Below are 16,820 nucleotides of genomic sequence, written 5' to 3'. Positions count from 1 at the left end.
TCGAGGAAAATATCGCCGAAGTGCGCTTGCTAATTCGTATTAGCATCTTGACCTGCCTCCGCCGGCGGGATTGACTTCTCGACCAACGAGCGACGTCCATCTCTGGACGCCGAATCACCGAGGGTTACCGGAGGACCGTCCCATGGCCCGTACCCCTGACATCAGCCGGCGCACGCTGCTACGTGGCGCCGCCGCGGTCGCCGGCGGCACCGTCGCCGGCCTGAGTGCCGCCACCCCCGCGCTGGCCGGACCCGTCGGCTTCCCCAGCTACCGGTACGTGCGCGACGCCTTCGCCGGACCGTTGCGCTACAACCCGACCGGCGAGTTCATCTTTCCGTGCGTCCGTGGGGTCTACGACAAGATCAGTAACCGGCTCGGCCGCTACTACCTCTACTACGGCCCGCACGACGCCCCCGGCGGGATCTGCCTCGCCTACGCGGACCGGCTCGAAGGCCCCTACACCGAGTACGCCGGCAACCCGATAGTCGATCGCAACCTGCCCGGCGGCGTGACGGTCAGCCATGTCGCGTCGCCGCACGTGGTGTGGGACGCCCCGACCCGGCAGTTCTACCTCTATTTCCACGGTGAGAACCACACGACCCGGGTGGCGAGGTCGACCGACGGCGTCCACTTCACCGACGAGACCCCGATCCTCTCCACCAACCTCGTGCCGAACACCACCGAGACCTCCTACGCGCGGGTCTTCGAGCATGCGGTCGCGGGCAGGGGCAACCGCTACGTGATGGTCTTCATGGCCGTGCACACGGTCGGCCCCGGCACCCGCAAAATCTTCTGGGGCTGGTCGCCGGACGGGTGGAGCGGCTGGCAGTTCTCACCCACGCCGCTGGTCTCGCCCACCCCCGACGGCTGCGTCGACATCTCCGCGGCCCACCTGCTCAAGCGCAACGGCACCGCGTACCTGGCATATCACGGCAACACCGGCAACATGTACCTGACGGAGGTGGGCAACAACTTCGACCGCGAGGTGCACCTGGGCGTCTTCCACCGCCCGATCGCCTCGGACAACGGGCGGACCGCATCACCCGCGTTTGGCACCGACGGCGGCGTGTCGTACATGCTCTACGAGGCCGGCCCCCGGCTGGGCGCCCGGATCTGCGTGGCCCGCGCCGTCTGACGCCGGGGCCCCGCACCCCGGCGAAGTTCTTCGCCCCCGATGCCGCGCAGCCCGCCTGCGGCTCACCGGCGGGCTCGCGCATCGAGTGCGCGAGCCCGCCGGTGGTCGACCACGAAGGTACGTTACGGGGCGGCCGGGTAGTCGGCGCCTCGGGAGAGCGGCTCGGACGCCCGGATGTCGGCCAGGGTCTCCTCGAGAGTGCTGACGACGGCGTCGAACCCGTGGCTGCCGAGGACCAGGCGGTGTGGCGGCGACTCCTGCGCCATGGCGGCGACGACCGCGAGGACTCCACGGCGCGGATCTCCGGGCTGGTTGCCGTCCTGGTCGATCATTGCGGCGCGGATCTCCGCCAGCATCGGCCGGTACTCCGCGATGGTCTCGGTGACGGGCTCGTCGGCGAAGCCGGCGTAGGCCCGGGTGCGGAAGGCCCCGGGCTCGACCGCCATCACCCGGATGCCGAGGGACCGCACCTCGGTGCGGAGGACCTCGGTGACGGCCTCGATCGCGTATTTGGTGGCGCTGTAGTAGCCGAACCCGGTCACGCCACGCAGGCCGGCCACCGAGGACATGTTGACGATCCACCCGCTGCGCCTGGCGCGCATGCCGGGCAGCACGGCCCGGATCACCGAGAGCACGGCGAAGAAGTTCAGTTCGAACATCTGGCGTACGTCCGGGTCGGCCATGCCCTCGATAGACCCGTACCAGCCACGGCCGGCGTTGTTGACCAGCACGTCGATGCCGCCGAAGTGCGCCTCGGCCTTGCGTACCGTCTGCTGCACCTGCTCCGGGTCGGTGACGTCCAGGGGTAGCACCAGCACCCGGTCGTCGTAGGCGTGCGCCCAGTCCCGCAGCTCGTCGGGGCGCCGGGCGGTCAGCACCACGCGGTCGCCGAGGTCGAGCGCGGCATCGGCGTAGGCCATGCCGAACCCGCCCGGAGTGCCGCCGGTAATGAACCACGTTCTCATGGATGAATACCCCAGAATACTTTCTACGCTTGTTACGGGCGAAAAGGGACCATTATCCGATGATCGACCGGATGACCGGCACGGCAACGCCGTCCATGACCCCACCCTGGGACCTCCCGCAGGGAGAGAGTCCAGGAGGCAGACTGGGCGGATGCGCCCCGGCCTGACCATCGGCGAGTTCGCCACGCTCACCCAGCTGAGCGTGCGGACGCTTCGTCGCTATCACGAGTCGGGGCTGCTCGAGCCGGCAGTGGTCGACCGGTTCACCGGCTATCGCTACTACTCCGCCGAGCAGATCCCGCCCGCGCAGGTCATCCACCGGCTCCGCCAGCTGGACGTCCCGCTGGCCGAGGTCAGGTCGATCCTCCGCGCCGATGATCCGCAGCGGCGCGCCGACCTGATCAACGGCCATCTGCGCCGGCTCGAACAGGAGCTGGATCGCACCCGGTCCGCCGTCGTGTCGCTGCGGCAGCTGCTGCATCCCGCCCCGAACGATCTGCGGGTCGAACTGCGTACCGTTGCCGCCCGGACGGTCGCGGCAATCAGCGACCACGTCGCGCTCGATGACGCGATCGCCTGGTATGACACCGCGCTGGCCGAACTGGACGCGGCGTTTCCACCGGCCGAGCGGACCGGCCCGCCCGGTGGCCGCTACGCCAACGAACTCTTCACCGACGGCGCCGGTGCCATGACCGTCTTCCGGGCCGTCCGGCGCCCCGCCGCATCCGGGCGGATCCAGGTCGTCCAGCTCCCGGCGACCGATCTCGCCGTCACCGTCCACGCCGGCCCGCACGACGACATCGACGTCACCTACGGCCGCCTCGGTGCCTGGGTGGTGACGCACGCCCTGGCCGTCGACGGACCGATCAACGAGAACTATCTCGTCGGCCCTCGGGACACCGCGATCCGAGACCGGTGGCGCACCGAGATCGGCTGGCCGGTGTTCCGCGTCACCCCGCTGCGGCACCCGGCGTAAGGATCTGCTCGCAATATGCGCGGGCGCCGCCCGTCAGTCGCTGCGCTGGGCCGGCGCCGCTGGACGCGACCCGGTGTCGGCGCCATCCGGACTCCCCGGGCTGCCGGCACTGTCGGCGCTCTCCACTCCGCTGTCCCTCGTGCTGCCCGCAGCGCTCTCCGCGCCGTCGGCGGGGGACGACCCACCGTCGGGGGACGAATCGCCGTCGGTCGGCGGCAACTGCGCCGCTCCTCCGCCGGCCGGCTCGAGGTCCGCCCGCACCCGCGGGAGCGCGGACGGCTGCTGCCGCTGGACCCAGGCGACCAGCTTCTCCCGGACCAGGCAGCGCAGATCCCACAGGGCCGAACTGTTCGCGGCGCTGACCAGCGGCCGTACCCTGACCATGCCTCCGGTCGCGTCGGTGACCTGGAGGACGCAGACCCGCCCGTCCCACAGGCCGTCCGACTCTCCCTCCACGATCCGGCGCATCTCGCGGCGCATCTCCTCCACCGGCAGCGACCAGTCCACGTCGATCTCGACCGTCCCCAGCACCGAGGCGTCGGTACGGGTCCAGTTCTGGAACGGTGTGGAGGTGAAGTACGACGACGGGAGGATGAGCCGGCGCTCGTCCCAGATCCTGACGACCACGTAGCCGAGGGTCATCTCCTCGACCCGGCCCCACTCACCCTCCACCACGACCACGTCATCGAGCCGCAGTGCATTGCCGAAGGCGAGTTGCAGGCCGGCGAGGACGTTTCCGAGCATGCTCTGCGCGGCGAGCGCGGCGACGATCCCGGCCAGTCCGGCGGAGGCGAGCACGCTGGCGCCGACCGCTCGAGCCTGCGGAAACGTCACCAGCATCGCCCCGATGGTGAGTACCGCGATGACGGCGACGGCAACCCGGCGGATCACGGTGATCTGGGTGTGCACCCGCCGTGCGGAGAGGTTGTCCCGGACGTCCAACCGGAATTTCCGCAGCGCCGTTTCGGCGGCGACGTCGGTCAGCGCGGCGATCAGCCAGCCGACGGCGGCGATCACGGCGAGCAGGACCATCCGGAAGAACGGCTCGTGCCAGCCGTTGCTGGTGGCGGCCGGAACGGCCAGCCAGACCGCCGTGAGGGCCGCGATCACCGCCGTCGGCGGATAGGCCCGCCGGGCCAGCTCGGCCAGGAGCATCGAGCGGCGACCGAGGTAGCGCAGTATCCGGTAGGCGACCGTCACCAGGATGACGGCGCCGACCGCCGCGCCGGCGATGATCCCGAGGCTGATCAGGTTGTCACGCAAACCGGGGTTCCCCTCCGTCAAAACCGGACCGTCACCGATCGGCAGACCCTACCCGGCGCCGGGCCCGTCGGCGGCATCGTTTGCCACGCCGACGCACGCCGAGGTCGATGAGGGACGGGCTGGGTCGGCGTGAGCGGGATCACCCCCGTCGGCCCCGGAAAAGCGGACGACGGTCGTCCGTCTCGGATACCGTCGTGTAAGCGGACGATTCCCGTCCGTCTAGTGACGGCCTTCTGAAGGCGTACGGAGACAGGGAGCTCCTCATGAGTGATCTGGGCCCGGGAGGCGGGCTCCGGATGTCTGACCCGGAGCACGCGTCCGCCACCCGCGCCGACGCGCAGCGCAACCGGCGCCAGCTGATCACCGCGACACGCGAGGCGATCGCCTCCCGTGGCCTCGACGTCTCGGCCCTGGACATCGCGACGGCGGCGGGCGTGGGGGTGGGCACGTTGTACCGGCGCTTCGGCACGAAGGAGGCGCTGCTCGACTACGTGGTGCTCGGGTTATACGACGAACTCTGCGAGGCCGCACGGCTCTGCATGGAACGCGCGGATCCATGGGACGGGCTCGCGGAGTTCGTGCTGGAACTCGCCGGAGCGCATCGGGACAGTCGGGGCCTGGCCGAGGTCACCGCGGCGTGCGAACGGCCGCCGTCTCCCGAACTCGCGCAGCGGACCGCCGCACTCCAGGGCGCTGTCGCGAGGCTGACCGAGCGGGCGCGGGCGGCAGGTTACCTGCGCGACGACGTGACCTGGCAGGATATTCTGATCTGCTCCCGCGCCGGCATGGACACGGATCACTGTCTCGGCGTCGACGCCGGCCCTGACGGCTGGCGGCGGGTCGTCACGCTCCTGCTCGACGGGTTGCGCGCGCCCGGACGGACCCATCTCGACGGGCCCGGACCACAGATCCGCCCGGCAGGACTGCCGGAAAGGCCGTCCACGAACTAGCCGGCGGTCGCCCGACCGGCGCAGACCTTCACAACCCCTCTGGAACTTCGAAATTCCACCTTCGAGACAAGGCGATCTATCAATGTCCGCACGTTTCACAGACAAGGTCATTCTGGTCACCGGCGCCACCTCCGGCATGGGGCGGGCCGTCGCAGAGCGGGTGGCCGCCGAGGGCGCGAAGGTCGTCCTGGCGGCACGCGGAAAGGAAGCCGGCGACGCACTCGCCGCCGAACTGCACTCCGCCGGGCGGGACGCGATCTTCGTGCCGACCGATGTGACGGTGGAGGCCGAGGTCGCGGAGCTGGTCCGGCGCGCGATCGGTCACTACGGCCGGCTCGACGGGGCATTCAACAACGTCGGCGCGGCCACCGCGTACGGCCACGTCAGCGAGATCGACGGCGACGCCTGGAACGCCGAGCTGGCACTCAACCTGAACAGCGTCTTCTTCGGGCTGAAATACCAGATTCCCGCCCTGCAGGCGTCGGGTGGCGGCTCGATCGTGAACAACTCCTCCAACCTCGGTGTCACCGGTACGGCCGGCATGGCCGCCTACGGCGCAGCCAAGCACGGCGTCGTCGGGCTCACCCGGTCGGCCGCGCTCGACGTGGCAGCCTCGGGCGTGCGGATCAACGCGCTCGTCACCGGCGGAGTCGACACGCCGCTGCTGCGCGGTGGCATGCCGGGTCCGGACCCGGAGGCGGCCGTCCGTGCCGCCGGTGCGACGCACCCGGTCGGACGCGTCGGGCAGCCCCGCGAGATCGCCGCGTTCGTGGCCTTCCTACTGAGCGACGAGTGCAGGTTCGTCACCGGGGCAGCGCTCGCCATCGACGGCGGCCTGACCGCCGCGTAGGAGGGCCGGCAGGACAGGATGCCGCCCGACGGGCGCCCCGGATCGGGCCGGCCGCCGGGCGGCGGGGGAGCGGGTGGCTGGTCGGGGTCAGCCGAAGACGCGGGCCTGCCAGGTGCCGACCTGGTCGGCCGGGAGCGCCTCCGGCAGGATCGCCATCCGGTCGACCTCACCGGTCAGCCGTTGGCCGCCGTCCTGGTCGGCGCCGAACCGCAGCTCCCGGGTGGCGCAGCCGACGATGCCGCCGTCCGGCACCTTCGCCGTGCCGGCCCGCTGGCCGTCGAGGTAGACGACGATGCTGCCGTCGTCGTCCATCGTGACCACCAGGTCGACCCAGCGTCCGACCGGGATCGTGGCGTCGCTGGTCACCCCGGTGCCGGCGCCGATGAACCGGAGCTGGTTGCCGGGCGTCAGGTCGATCAGGATGCCGTCGGTGCCGGGGTCGCCGCCGGGCTGGAAGTCGAAGAGCCGCCGGTAGCTGCCGCTGGTGGTCACCCTGACCTCCGCCGCGAAGGTCGCGGTCTCGAGGTAGCCGAGGCTGGTCGGGGCGGTACGCAGGAACCGGTTGCCGTCCAGCACCAGTGCGCTGCCGGTCGGCCCCGCGTCGGCGTACGCCGCACCGGTCTGCACCGTCGCGTCGCGCCCGTTCGGGGATTGGTCGGCGACGGTCTCCCCGGCGGTCGGGTCCCAGGCGACCAGCGGGACGCCCGGTGCCGGCCGTGGACACGGCGGCGGCACCGGCAACTGGATCGACGTCACCGCCGAGGCTCGCCAGTCGTCGTGCCCGAGCCGCGCCTCGATCCGATTGCGTCCGGCCGCCGCCTCGACGCTCGGCGTGACGGTGAACCGGTAGACCTGCCAGTCACCGGGCCGCAACCGGGGCACCTCCACCCGACCCGGCCGGGCGCTCCAGCCCGCCGGCAGCACCAGCCTGAGCCGGGACGCCGGCACGGTGCGGTCGCCCGGGGCGCGGACCGTCACCGAGACCGTGCCCGACTGGCCGGCCTCCATCGTCTCCGGCGCCTCGATCTCGAAGCCGACCTGGGCGGTGGCGACGTACCGGTGACCCCTGCGGGTGGTGAAGGTGACCTTCTCGCCGTTACCGCGCGGCTGCACCCGCTTGCCGGTGGTCGCGTCGACCAGCCGGTACGGCCCGGCGAAGAGCCGGCTGCGCAGCGTGACCTCGCCGGTCCGGCCGGCGGTGACGGCGATCTCGGTGGCGGCGCCGCCGGACCATGCGGCGTCGACCGTCAGGTCGCCCCTGGTCCGCAGCCCGGAAACCGACCCGGTCGGCCAGGCGGTGGGCAGGGCCGGCAGCACGTGTACGTCACCGCTCTGGCTCTGCACCAGCATCTCGGCGACCCCGGCGGTGGCGCCGAAGTTGCCGTCGATCTGGAACGGCGGGTGGGTGTCCCAGAGGTTGGCCAGCGTGCTCTGCCGCAACTGCTCGGTGAGCATCTTGTGCGCGTGGTCGCCGTCGAGCAGCCTCGCCCAGAAGTTGATCTTCCATGCCTTGCTCCAGCCCGTACCGCCGTCGCCGCGCGCGGTCAGTGACACCTGCGCGGCGGCGGCCAGCTCCGGATCCCGCAGCGCGGTGATCTGCGCGCCCGGGTGCAGGGCGAAGAGGTGCGAGACGTGCCGGTGCTCGTTGCCGGGATCGTCCAGGTCCTCCTTCCACTCCTGGAGCTGCCCCCAGGAACCGACCCGCAGCCCCGGGTCGAGCCGGGCCAGCGCCTCACGCAGCTCCCGGCGGAACCGGCCGTCGCCGCCGAGGATCCCGGCCGCCTCGACCGTGTTGGTGAAGAGGTCCCAGACGATCTGCTGCGACATCGAGGCGCCGGCGGTGAAGTCGCCCTGCTCCGGCGAGTAGCTCGGCGAGACGACCAGGGTGCCGTCGCGCGGGTCGACGACCAGCTCGTCGAGCCAGAAGAGCGCCAGCTCCTTCATCAGCGGGTACGCCCGCTCGCGCAGGAAGGTCTCGTCCCGGGTGAACCGGTAGTGCTCGTAGTAGTGCTGGGCCAGCCAGGCGCCCGCCTCCGGGAACCAGAACGAGGTCGCCCAGTCGTGCAGGCCGGTGAAGCCGTAGGGGTTGGTCTCGTTGTTCACCACCCAGCCCCGGTTGCCGTAGATCTGCTCGGCGGTGACCCGGCCCGGCGGCACCATCGCGTCCACGTAGTCGAAGAGCGGCGCGGTGGTCTCGGCGAGATTCGTCGTTTCCGCCGGCCAGTAGTTCATCTGGAGGTTGATGTTGACGTGGTAGTCGGCGGACCAGGGCGGGTTGGTGGAGTTGTTCCAGACGCCCTGGAGGTTCGCCGGCAGCGAGCCGGCCCGGGAGGAGGCGATCAGCAGGTAGCGGCCGTAGCAGAAGAAGAGCGCCTCCAGGGCGCGGTCCGCCGCCGATGCGCCGCCCCGGTAGGCGCGGAGCAGCTCGTCGGTGGGGATCTCCGGCATCCGCTGGCCGATGTCGAGGCGTACCCGGTCGAAGAGGGCACGGTGGTCGGCGACGTGCGTGGCGAGCAGTTCGGCGTACGGCTTGGTGGCCGCCGCGTCGACGGCCGCGCTCACCGCGGCGTGCGGGTCGGCGCCCCGGTACGTCGGGTACGTGCCCGCGTAGTCGGTGCCGGCGCCGAGCACCACCGTGGCGGCGTCGGCGCCGGCCACCGCGACCGTGCCGTCGGCGCCGTCGGTGACCGTGCCACCCTCGGCGGCGACCTGGATCTGCGACTCGTAGCGCAGCTTGTTGTCGTGGAGAGCGCCAACGAAGGTGATCCGGCCGTTGCTGGCGGTGACGGTCTTCGACCGGTTGTCCGGGGCGGTCACCCCGGTGGTGAAGGCGATCCGGCCGGGCCGGTCGGCGCTGAGCCGGACCACCAGCACCCGGTCGGGGTGGCTGGCGAAGTACTCGCGGGTGTAGCGCACCCCGTCGGCGGTGTAGGAGACCGTGGCGACCGCCCGGCCGATGTCCAGGGTGCGGCGGTAGTCGCCGACCGTCCCGGGGTCCGCGGCGAGCCGCAGCGACAGGTCGCCGAAGGTGTTGTACGACCCGAAGCCGCTCTTTGGCTGGCCGAGCCGGCTCGCCACCTCCTCCGGGCTGAGCCGGCCGCGCTCGGCGATCAGCCGCTGCACCTCCGCGATGGCGCCGGGTCGGGGCGAGGTCCAGTTGCCGAAGTTGTAGCCGCCGGCCGAGCCGGGGCCGCCGGTCCAGAGTGTCTTCTCGTTGAACTGCACGGTCTCGGCGGCGACGCGACCGAAGACCATGCCACCGAGCGCGCCGTTGCCGATCGGCAGGGCCTGGGTCTCCCAGTCGGCGGCGGGTTCGTCGTACCAGAGGGTGAGCGGGTCGCCGGTCTCGACGGCGGTGGCGCCCGGGCCGATGTCGGGTGCGGCGGAGGCGGGCGTGCCGGTGGACCAGGCGGGCAGGACCATGCTCACCGCCGCGACCAGCGTGGCGGCGGTGAGTCGGCGCGGCGCGGGCCGCCGGTTGGGGTCATCCATGAACCTCTCCGGTTCGTCCGAGGGGGGCCGGGGGGAACTCGCGGGGAGAACTCGCTCACGAGTGAGCGGCGGGTACGCGCGGGCGGGTACGGGCGGACCGCTGGGCATCGCGGCGCCGATCCGCGCGTCCCGGCATGCATCCGATGTTTGGCGACGAGGTTACAAAGGACATCTCGGAGACACAACCCGGTCTGCCCGCAGGCGGGGTCGCGATTTCCCCTGCGCTCTTGTGTCCCGGCAAGGTCACCTGATAGACATCGGATGTATTGCCGGTTGGTTACGAGAGGTCTGGGGGCCACGGGTGAAGCTGTTGCGGGTGGGCGAACCGGGGCGGGAGTCTCCGGCGCTGCTGGACGGCGCCGGTCGGTGGCGCGACCTCGGCGCGGTGGTCGACGACATCGATCCGGCGTTCCTGGCCGGCGGTGGCCTCGACCGACTCGCCGGGATCGACGTCGAGGCGCTGCCGGCGCTGCCCGGGACGACGCGGATCGGCCCGCCCCTGCGCCCCGGGAAGATCATCTGTATCGGCCTGAACTACCGCGACCACGCCGCCGAGACCGGCGCGCCGCTCCCGACCGAGCCGGTGGTCTTCATGAAGGCCGCCGACACCGTGGTCGGCCCGGACGACCAGGTGCTGATACCGCGCGGCAGCACCAGGACCGACTGGGAGGTGGAACTGGCCGTGGTGATCGGGCGGACCGCCCGATACCTCGACAGCCCGGAGGAGGCGCTCGGCTGCGTCGCCGGATACGCGGTCTCGCACGACGTATCCGAGCGCGAGTTCCAGCTCGAACGTGGCGGCCAGTGGGACAAGGGCAAGAACTGCGAGACCTTCAACCCGCTCGGCCCCTGGCTGGTCACCGCCGACGAGGTGCCGGACCCGCAGAACCTGGGCCTGCGACTCTGGGTCAACGGGGCGGTCAAGCAGGACGGCAACACCAAGGACATGGTCTTCCCGGTGGCCGAGGTCGTGCACTACCTGAGCCAGTTCCTGGTGCTCTATCCGGGAGACGTGATCAACACCGGCACGCCGGCCGGGGTGGCGCTCGGTCAGCCCGATCCGAAGCCCTACCTGGTCGCCGGCGACGTCGTCGAGCTGGAGATCGACGGGCTGGGGCGGCAACGCCAGACGGTGGGGCAGGCATGATCTTCACCGGGCTGGAGATCTCCGACATCCGGTTCCCGACCTCACGCGAACTGGACGGCTCCGACGCGATGAACCCGGACCCCGACTACTCGGCCGCGTACGTGGTCGTACGCACCGACGCGGGAGACGGGCACGAGGGGCACGGCTTCGCCTTCACCATCGGGCGGGGCAACGACGTGCAGGCGGCGGCGATCGCCGCGCTGCGGCCGTACCTGATCGCCCGGCCGGTCGACGCGGTCCTGGCCGACCTCGGCGGCTTCTGGCGCGAGCTGGTGCACGACTCGCAGCTGCGCTGGCTCGGCCCGGAGAAGGGCGTCATGCACATGGCGACCGCCGCGCTGGTCAACGCGCTCTGGGATTTGCGCGCCAAGCGGGTCGGGCTGCCGCTCTGGCGGCTGCTCGCCGAGCTGAGCCCGGAGGAACTGGTCGACCTGGTCGACTTCCGCTATCTCAGCGATGCGCTGACCCCGGACGAGGCGCTGGCGATCCTCCGTGCCGCCGAGCCGGGCCGGGCCGAACGCACCGCACACCTGCTGCGGGACGGCTTCCCCGCCTACACCACCTCGCCCGGCTGGCTCGGCTACGACGACGACAAGCTGCGCCGGCTCTGCAAGGAGGCGCTGGCCGACGGCTTCACCCAGATCAAGCTCAAGGTCGGCGCGAGCCTGGCCGACGACGTCCGGCGGATGGGGATCGCCCGGCAGATCTGCGGGCCGGAGGTGCGGATCGCCGTCGACGCCAACCAGCGTTGGGACGTGCCGGAGGCGATCCGCTGGATGCGCGAGCTGGCGCCCTTCGACCCGTACTGGATCGAGGAACCGACCAGCCCGGACGACGTCGTCGGGCACGCCACCATCGCCCGGGAACTGGCGCCGATGCGGATCGCCACCGGCGAGCACGTCGCCAACCGGGTCGTCTTCAAGCAACTGCTCCAGCTCGGCGCGATCTCCTACGCCCAGATCGACGCGAGCCGGGTGGCCGGGGTCAACGAGAACATCGCGATCCTGTTGCTGGCCGCGAAGTTCGGTGTGCCGGTCTGCCCGCACGCCGGCGGGGTCGGGCTCTGCGAGCTGGTCCAGCACCTCTCGATGTTCGACTACGTCGCGGTCGCGGGCTCGATGCGGGACCGGGTCATCGAGTACGTCGACCACCTGCACGAGCACTTCGTCGACCCGGTGGTGATCCGTCGGGGCCGGTACGCCGCACCGACCGCGCCCGGGTTCAGCGCCACGATGCGCCCGGAGACCCTGGCCGAGTACGCCTTCCCGGACGGCCCACTCTGGTCGACGGACCCGGTCGGGGTAGTGCAGCCGTGACGGGGGAGGAGCGGAGCGCCGGCCGCGGCGAGTTCACCGGGCTGGCGGCGGTGGTGACCGGCGGGGCCTCCGGCATCGGACTGGCGACGGCCGGGCTGCTCGCCGCCCGGGGCGCCCGGGTAGCCTGCCTGGACCTGCACCCGGAACAGGTCCCCGCAGCACTGCTCGGCCTCGCCGCCGACGTCACCGACGACGGGTCGGTACGGGCCGCGGTGGCCTCCGCGGCCGAGGCGCTCGGCGGGATCGACGTCCTCGTGAACAACGCCGGAATCGGCGCGCGGGGCACGGTCGAGCGCAATCCGGACGACGAGTGGCACCGGGTCTTCGACGTGAACGTGGTCGGCATCGTCCGGGTGACCCGGGCCGCGCTGCCGCACCTGCGGGCGTCGGCGCACGCCGCGATCGTCAACACCTGCTCGATCGCGGCTTGGGCCGGGCTGCCCGACCGGGCGCTCTACAGCGCGACCAAGGGCGCGGTGCAGTCGCTGACCCTGGCGATGGCGGCCGACCACGTCCGGGAGGGGATCCGGGTCAACTGCGTCAACCCCGGCACCGTGGACACCCCCTGGGTACGCCGGCTGCTCTCCGCCGCCGAGGACCCGGCGGCCGAACTCGCCGCCCTCCAGGCGCGGCAGCCGACCGGCCGGCTGGTCGGCGCGGCGGAGGTGGCGGCGGCGATCGGCTATCTCGCCAGCCCGCTGGCCGGGGCGACCACCGGCACCGTGCTCGGGGTCGACGGCGGCATGCACGGGCTGCGGCTGCGCTCGGCCCCGCCGTCGGCCTGACGGCGCCGGGCGTACCGCTGTCCGATGCGGACAGACCCGCTGCAGCCCGGCAACGTAGCGATGGTCCCCTGTTCCGGGCTGCCCGCCTGCACGGTCATCGGATGTAACGATTCCGTCGGCCGGGTAACAGTGCGGCAGATACCGGGATCCGGGGCTTGCGGGGGCCGGGGTGGGCTGATAGACATCCGATGTATTACCCGCGTGTTTCCAACTGCCTCCAAAGAATCACCCCCACCGAATCCGCACCCGGATGGAGGACCACAGTGAGACATACCGCCAAGTCCCTGGCGGGGATCGCGACGGCCGCGACGCTCGCCCTCGGCACGGTCGCCTGCGGCGACTCGTCGTCGACCGGCCCGGGCGGCGACGCCGGGGCGAGCCCGCAGATCGGCATCGACCTGCCCCGCGCCGACTCCGACTTCTGGAACTCGTACGCCAAGTACGTCCCCCAGTTCGCCGACGAGTACGACATCAACCTGATGTCGCCGACCAACTCCCAGAACGACGTGGCCAAGCTCGTCGCCAACGTGCAGGCGATGGTGAGCCAGGGCGCCAGGGCGATCGTGATGGCACCGCAGGACACCGGCGCGATCGCCTCCACCCTGACCACCCTGGAGTCGAAGAAGATCCCGGTCGTCTCCGTCGACACCCGTCCCGACAAGGGCCGGGTCTTCATGGTCGTCCGGGCCGACAACCGGGCGTACGGGCAGAAGGCCTGCGAGTTCCTCGGCGAGAAGCTCGGCGGCCAGGGCAAGGTGATCGAGTTCCAGGGTTCACTCTCCTCGATCAACGGCCGGGACCGCTCCGAGGCCTTCGCGGAGTGCATGAAGACGACGTTCCCCGGCATCACCGTCTTCGAGGAACCGACCGACTGGGAGGGGCCGAAGGCCGCCGCCGCGCTACAGACCCGGCTCGCCCAGCACCCCGACATCAGGGGCGTCTACATGCAGGCCGGCGGCGTCTTCCTGGCGCCGACGCTCCAGGTGCTCAAGTCCAAGAACCTGCTGGTGCCGCCGGACGACCCGAAGCACATCTTCATCGTCTCCAACGACGGCATCCCGCAGGAGTTCGAGGCGATCCGCTCCGGCGAGATCGACGCCACCGTCTCGCAACCCGCAGACCTCTACGCCAAGTGGGCGCTCTATTACGCCAAGGCGGCGGCGGAGGGCAAGACCTTCCAGCCCGGCCCGACCGACCACGGCAGCACCATCATCGACGTCGGCAACGGCCTGGAGGACCAGCTGCCCGCACCGCTGGTCACCAGGGAGAACGTCGACGATCCGGCGCTCTGGGGAAACCAGATCGGCAAGTGATGACCGGTCAGGCACAGACCGCAGGCACCGTGGCCGGGGCCGCCGCCCCGGCCGCGGAGGCCCGCGACATCTCGAAACGCTACGGCGCGACGGTAGCGCTGCACGGCGCCGGCATCGCCGTCACACCCGGCGAGACACACGCGCTGGTCGGGCGGAACGGCGCCGGCAAGTCCACCCTGGTCGCCATCCTCACCGGCCTGCAACGGCCGGACAGCGGGCAGGTCCGCTTCGCCGGCGCCCCGGCACCGGCGCTGGCCGACCGGGACGCGTGGCGGCAGCGGGTCGCCTGTGTCTACCAGAAGTCGACGATCATCCCGGCTCTCACCGTGGCGGAGAACCTCTTCCTCAACCGGCAGGCCGGGCGCGGGCCGATCGGCTGGCGCGGGCTGCGCCGCCGCGCCGCCGACCTGCTGGCGGGGTACGGCGTCGCGGTCGACCCGGCCGCGCTCGCCGGCACCCTCACCGTCGAGCAGCGCCAGCTCGTCGAGATCGCCCGCGCCCTCTCCTTCGGGGCCCGGTTCATCATCCTCGACGAGCCGACCGCGCAGCTCGACGCCGCCGCAATCGACCGGCTCTTCACCCGGATGCGCGAGCTGCAGTCCGCCGGGGTCACCTTCCTGTTCATCTCGCACCACCTCCAGGAGGTCTACGAGGTCTGCCAGACCGTGACGGTGCTGCGCGACGCCCGGCACATCCTGACCCGGCCGGTCGAGACGCTGCCCCGGGAGGAGCTGGTCGCCGCGATGACCGGTGACGCGGGCGCGGTCCTGGCCGCCGGGGTCGACCGGCCGGCCGTACCGGCGGATGCGCCGGTCGTGCTCGACGTGCGCGGCCTCGGCCTCGCCGGCTACTACGAGGGAATCGACCTCCGGGTCCGGGCCGGGGAGCTGGTCGGGCTGATCGGCTCCGGCAGCAGCGGCAAGGTGGCGCTCGCCGAGACGATCGCCGGGCTGCGCCGGGCCGACACCGGCACCGTCACCCTGGCCGGGACCGTCCCGAAGCCGGGCAGCGTCCCCGCCGCGCTCGCCGCCGGCCTCGGCTACCTGCCGCAGGACCGGCACCGGGAGGGGCTGGTGCCGCTGCTCTCGGTGGCGGAGAACGCCACCCTGCCGATCGCCGACCGGCTCGGGCCGGTCGGGATCGTCGCGCCGAGGCGGCAGCGGGCGGTGGCCGAGCGCATGATCTCCGCGTACGACATCAAGACCGACGGGCCGCACCAGCCGGTCAACGGGCTCTCCGGCGGCAACGCCCAGAAGGTGGTGCTGGCCCGCGCACTGGCGAACGAGCCGAGGGCGCTGGTGATGGTGAGCCCCACCGCCGGGGTCGACGTCCGCTCCAAGGAGTCGTTGCTGCGGGCCGTCTCGCAGGCCGCGGCCGGCGGGACCGGGGTGCTGGTCGTCTCCGACGAACTCGACGACCTGCGTTCCTGCGACCGGGTGCTGGTGATGTTCCACGGCCGGGTGGTCCGGGAGGTCTCCCGGGGCTGGGCGGACGCCGAGCTGGTGACCGCCGTGGAGGGCGTGGCAGGAACAGGGAACGTAGCGGGAGCAGAGGAAGTGGGGGAGCCGTGACCGGCAGCCAGACCATCACCAAGCCGCCGGCACCGGCCGGAGACCGGCCGCCCGGCCTCGCCGGTCGGGTGCCGCTGGCCCGGCTCCGGGACCTCGCCCTGGTCCCCGCGATCCTGCTGCTCGTCGTCGTGGGCGCGGTGATCGACCCGGTCTTCCTCTCCGCCGCCAACATCACCAACGTGCTGCAACAGCAGACCGAGCTGGCCCTGCTGGTACTCGCCGAGGCGATCATCCTGATCGCGGGCAAGTTCGACCTCTCACTGGAGTCGACGATCGGGCTCGCCCCGGCGCTGGCGCTGGCCCTGGTCATCCCGGCCGCCAGCAACGGGCTCGGCACCGAGTTCCCCGCCGGGCTCGCCATCCCGCTCTGCCTGCTCGTCGGGATGGCGATCGGTGCCTTCAACGGACTGCTGATCCTGCGCTTCAAGCTCTCCGCCTTCATCGTCACCCTCGGCATGCTGATCGTGCTGCGCGGCCTGCAGATCGGGATCACCGGCGGGCAGAACCTCTTCGACATCCCGCCGTCGGTGCTCTACCTCGGCAACGCCGTCTGGCTCGGCGTGCCGGCGTCGATCTGGATCAGCGGCACGCTCTTCGTCGTCGGCATCGCGGTGCTCGGCTTCTTCCGGCACGGCCGGGCCGTCTACGCCATCGGCGGCAACACCGACGCGGCGCGGGCGGCCGGGATCCGTACCGACCGGGTGGTCTGGATCATCCTGATGGTCGGCGGGCTGCTGGCGGCGCTCGCCGGGCTGCTGATGACCGGCCGGCTCGGCTCGGTCGCGGCGGCACAGGGCGACGGCATGATCTTCACCGTCTTCGCCGCCGCGGTGATCGGCGGGATCAGCCTGGACGGCGGCAAGGGGACGCTCTTCGGCGCGCTCTGCGGCGTCGTCGTCCTCGGCCTGATCAACAACATCCTGACCCTCGCCGGCGTCTCCGCACAGTGGATCCAGGCCATCTACGGCGCCATCATCCTGATCGCGCTGATCCTGGCCCGGCTCACCTCCGGCAAGGCGCAGGACTGACCGGACCGACCGGCATCGGAAGGAGCGAT

General features: G+C 71.7%; 13 protein-coding genes. 10 read left to right on the top strand and 3 right to left on the bottom strand.

The features are described 5' to 3' along the window. The first annotated feature begins 142 nt into the window (after positions 1 to 142). Positions 143 to 1,135, top strand: a complete 993-nt coding sequence (locus ACN28C_RS24465; protein ID WP_422769864.1) for a hypothetical protein — start codon at positions 143 to 145, stop codon at positions 1,133 to 1,135. Positions 1,136 to 1,257: 122 nt separating this feature from the next. On the opposite strand, the gene ACN28C_RS24460 is transcribed toward ACN28C_RS24465, so the two are convergent. Next, positions 1,258 to 2,100: an SDR family NAD(P)-dependent oxidoreductase gene (locus ACN28C_RS24460; protein WP_422769863.1), complete on the bottom strand. Its 843-nt coding sequence runs from the start codon at positions 2,098 to 2,100 to the stop codon at positions 1,258 to 1,260. A gap of 151 nt (positions 2,101 to 2,251) precedes the next feature. On the opposite strand from ACN28C_RS24460, the gene ACN28C_RS24455 reads away from it, so the two are divergent. Further along, entirely contained in the window at positions 2,252 to 3,076 is an 825-nt protein-coding gene (locus ACN28C_RS24455) for a MerR family transcriptional regulator (protein WP_422769862.1), read from the top strand. Positions 3,077 to 3,109: 33 nt separating this feature from the next. Here ACN28C_RS24455 and ACN28C_RS24450 read toward each other — a convergent pair whose 3' ends face one another. Next, the gene (locus ACN28C_RS24450) at positions 3,110 to 4,339 is read right to left on the bottom strand and encodes a mechanosensitive ion channel family protein (RefSeq protein WP_422769861.1); all 1,230 of its coding nucleotides are present in this window, start codon (positions 4,337 to 4,339) and stop codon (positions 3,110 to 3,112) included. A 263-nt stretch (positions 4,340 to 4,602) separates the two neighbouring features. Here ACN28C_RS24450 and ACN28C_RS24445 point away from each other — a divergent pair, with 263 nt between their 5' ends. Both ACN28C_RS24445 and ACN28C_RS24440 read left to right on the top strand, forming a co-directional pair. Then, the gene (locus ACN28C_RS24445; RefSeq protein WP_422769860.1) at positions 4,603 to 5,289 is read left to right on the top strand and encodes a TetR/AcrR family transcriptional regulator; all 687 of its coding nucleotides are present in this window, start codon (positions 4,603 to 4,605) and stop codon (positions 5,287 to 5,289) included. Between the two features lie 82 nt (positions 5,290 to 5,371). Continuing rightward, positions 5,372 to 6,139: an SDR family NAD(P)-dependent oxidoreductase gene (locus ACN28C_RS24440; RefSeq protein ID WP_422769859.1), complete on the top strand. Its 768-nt coding sequence runs from the start codon at positions 5,372 to 5,374 to the stop codon at positions 6,137 to 6,139. Positions 6,140 to 6,226: 87 nt separating this feature from the next. Here the strand turns inward: ACN28C_RS24440 and ACN28C_RS24435 are convergent, their stop codons facing one another. Further along, the gene (locus tag ACN28C_RS24435; RefSeq protein WP_422769858.1) at positions 6,227 to 9,631 is read right to left on the bottom strand and encodes a glycosyl hydrolase family 95 catalytic domain-containing protein; all 3,405 of its coding nucleotides are present in this window, start codon (positions 9,629 to 9,631) and stop codon (positions 6,227 to 6,229) included. A gap of 301 nt (positions 9,632 to 9,932) precedes the next feature. Here ACN28C_RS24435 and ACN28C_RS24430 point away from each other — a divergent pair, with 301 nt between their 5' ends. The 6 genes from ACN28C_RS24430 to ACN28C_RS24405 all read left to right on the top strand — a co-directional run bounded on the left by ACN28C_RS24430 (position 9,933) and on the right by ACN28C_RS24405 (position 16,791). Beyond that, positions 9,933 to 10,778: a fumarylacetoacetate hydrolase family protein gene (locus ACN28C_RS24430; protein ID WP_422769857.1), complete on the top strand. Its 846-nt coding sequence runs from the start codon at positions 9,933 to 9,935 to the stop codon at positions 10,776 to 10,778. Then, positions 10,775 to 12,094: an L-fuconate dehydratase gene (locus ACN28C_RS24425; protein ID WP_422769856.1), complete on the top strand. Its 1,320-nt coding sequence runs from the start codon at positions 10,775 to 10,777 to the stop codon at positions 12,092 to 12,094. The genes ACN28C_RS24430 and ACN28C_RS24425 overlap by 4 nt, the downstream gene beginning before the upstream one ends. Beyond that, entirely contained in the window at positions 12,091 to 12,879 is a 789-nt protein-coding gene (locus tag ACN28C_RS24420; RefSeq protein ID WP_422769855.1) for an SDR family NAD(P)-dependent oxidoreductase, read from the top strand. The genes ACN28C_RS24425 and ACN28C_RS24420 overlap by 4 nt, the downstream gene beginning before the upstream one ends. 263 nt (positions 12,880 to 13,142) lie before the next feature. Continuing rightward, the gene (locus ACN28C_RS24415; protein ID WP_422769854.1) at positions 13,143 to 14,192 is read left to right on the top strand and encodes a sugar ABC transporter substrate-binding protein; all 1,050 of its coding nucleotides are present in this window, start codon (positions 13,143 to 13,145) and stop codon (positions 14,190 to 14,192) included. Next, positions 14,192 to 15,763 (top strand): sugar ABC transporter ATP-binding protein, encoded by a 1,572-nt coding sequence (locus ACN28C_RS24410; RefSeq protein ID WP_422769853.1) that lies wholly within the window; start codon positions 14,192 to 14,194, stop codon positions 15,761 to 15,763. Before ACN28C_RS24415 ends, ACN28C_RS24410 begins: the two co-directional genes overlap by 1 nt. Beyond that, a complete protein-coding gene (locus ACN28C_RS24405; RefSeq protein WP_422769852.1) occupies positions 15,760 to 16,791 on the top strand; it encodes an ABC transporter permease in 1,032 nt (343 codons plus the stop codon). Before ACN28C_RS24410 ends, ACN28C_RS24405 begins: the two co-directional genes overlap by 4 nt. The last annotated feature ends 29 nt before the right edge of the window (positions 16,792 to 16,820 follow it).

It is taken from the genome of Plantactinospora sp. WMMC1484, assembly GCF_049315195.1.
Taxonomy (GTDB): domain Bacteria; phylum Actinomycetota; class Actinomycetes; order Mycobacteriales; family Micromonosporaceae; genus Plantactinospora.
Note: the sequence above shows the minus strand (reverse complement) of the source record. Positions and strands in the feature narration are given on the sequence as shown.

Coding starts and splice junctions, on each gene's coding strand:
- ACN28C_RS24465 (WP_422769864.1), top strand. CDS start 143: ATGGCCCGTACCCCTGACATCAGCCGGCGCACGCTGCTACGTGGCGCC.
- ACN28C_RS24460 (WP_422769863.1), bottom strand. CDS start 2,100: ATGAGAACGTGGTTCATTACCGGCGGCACTCCGGGCGGGTTCGGCATG.
- ACN28C_RS24455 (WP_422769862.1), top strand. CDS start 2,252: ATGCGCCCCGGCCTGACCATCGGCGAGTTCGCCACGCTCACCCAGCTG.
- ACN28C_RS24445 (WP_422769860.1), top strand. CDS start 4,603: ATGAGTGATCTGGGCCCGGGAGGCGGGCTCCGGATGTCTGACCCGGAG.
- ACN28C_RS24440 (WP_422769859.1), top strand. CDS start 5,372: ATGTCCGCACGTTTCACAGACAAGGTCATTCTGGTCACCGGCGCCACC.
- ACN28C_RS24435 (WP_422769858.1), bottom strand. CDS start 9,631: ATGGATGACCCCAACCGGCGGCCCGCGCCGCGCCGACTCACCGCCGCC.
- ACN28C_RS24425 (WP_422769856.1), top strand. CDS start 10,775: ATGATCTTCACCGGGCTGGAGATCTCCGACATCCGGTTCCCGACCTCA.
- ACN28C_RS24410 (WP_422769853.1), top strand. CDS start 14,192: ATGACCGGTCAGGCACAGACCGCAGGCACCGTGGCCGGGGCCGCCGCC.